Here is a 1,785-nt window from a genome sequence, read left to right on the forward strand (position 1 = left end):
GCGCACAGCCTTGCCCTTTGACTACAAAGGAACGAAGGCCTACCTGTCGGCAGGCAACAACTACGTGCAGCGCTCGGGCAAGAATTCGCCCAGCGTGTCGGGGCTGTACACCACCCAATGGAATACGGACATCGGGCGCGTCGGCGTGCTGCTGGACCTCTCCTACAACCACTCCAGCTTCCAGAATGAGAGCATCCAGCTGGATGCCTACTTCCCGCGGACCGACCTGATCGCCGGCAAGGTGGCCTGGGCGCCGAAATCGGCCTCGTTCCGGAACAACACCGGCGACACCGAACGTGCCGGCTTCTACGCCGCGCTGCAGTGGAAAAAGGACAGGATGGACTCGTCGCTGACCTATTTCCTGTCGGGCGCACGGGAGACGGGCAGCGAGCAGGGCATCTACACCGGAGTGGAGAACCCGTACAAGTCGGTGATCAAGAATGCGACGTACGACGCCAACAACGTGCTGACCTCTGGCCTCTACACCTACCCCAGCGGGGGCCTCGGGGCGAACACCTTTGCCGATGGCGGCCTGGGCTTCAACGTCTCGCGCGGCTGGAATCGGAGCAATTCGAAAACCGGTGAACTGGCGTGGAACTTCAAGTGGGCCATCAACGACCAGTGGCTGGTGCAGAACGACGTCCAATGGGTTCATGCGAAGAACGATTCGATCGGCCGCAACATGCAGCTGGGCACCTACGTGCCGAGCATGGGCATCGACGTGTCCGGAAAGAGTCCGGTGCGCATCGGGTTCGACCAGACCGCCACGGATTTCCTGGCCGAYCCGAAGAACTATTACTGGAACCTGGTCATGCCGGGCATGAGCAAGGCCGATGCCGACCTCTACGCCTGGAAGGCCGACGCGCGTTACCGTTTCGAGGACAACCCCATCCTGCGTGACATCCGTGTCGGCGTGAGAGCCACCTATCGCGTGGCACGCCACTACGACGCCACGGGCAATACCTGGACGTCCACTTCCGATCCTTGGGCCGTCAAGCAGACCTCCACGCCCGGCAAGCCGCCTGCGGTCACCGATGGGCTCGACTGGCAATCACGCGGAAGCTTCGGCTACATGAGCGACCCGCGCTACCAGACCGTGCCGGTCGAAGTGTTCAACTTCAGCAACTTCTATGGCGGCAAGGCGGGCAAGCTGCCGAACATCGTCATGCCGACGATCGGTGCCGTGCGCGACTACCCGAACACATACAAGACGCTGGCCAACGATTACCGCTACCAGCAATGCCTGGATGGCAAGGCGCTGTTCCCCACCATGAACATCACGTGCGACTACGCGAAGGACTATCAGAACTTCCAGGAGCTGGTTTTCGACGGCAACCCGGAAAAGACCAGCACGCACAGCGAACAGACCGACGCGGTCTACGCCACGCTGCGCTTCGGCTTCGACGACCTGAAGTTCCCGATCGAAGGCAACGCCGGTGTGCGTGTCGTGCTGACCCGCGACGTCTCGCACGGCTACACAGCTTTCCAGACGCAATACAACTCGCAGACGCCGCCCGATCTGCCGCGCTTCGACCAGCTCGGAGGGCCTCTGAACGTGCAGAACGAATTCGTCAAGGTGTTGCCGTCGCTCAACCTGAAGATGAACTTCACCGACAGGTTGCAGGCTCGCCTGGCGATGGCCCAGAGCATGAACCGACCCGGCTTCAACCAACTTGGCGAGTACATCAAGCTGTGGCAGGACTACGACGCCATCAACCAGAGGGTCTCCTACCGTGGCGAGAACTCTGGCAACGTCAAGCTCAAGCCGATCACGGCCAACAGCTA

The 1,785-nt window shown here is 61.3% G+C and carries 1 pseudogene; it reads left to right on the forward strand.

The window, feature by feature from the left end:
- Positions 1 to 10 precede the first annotated feature (10 nt).
- Positions 11 to 1,785, forward strand: a pseudogene (locus tag ACXJKR_RS31415) (hypothetical protein); the annotation flags it as partial.

It is taken from the genome of Roseateles sp. P5_E11 (assembly GCF_054049355.1).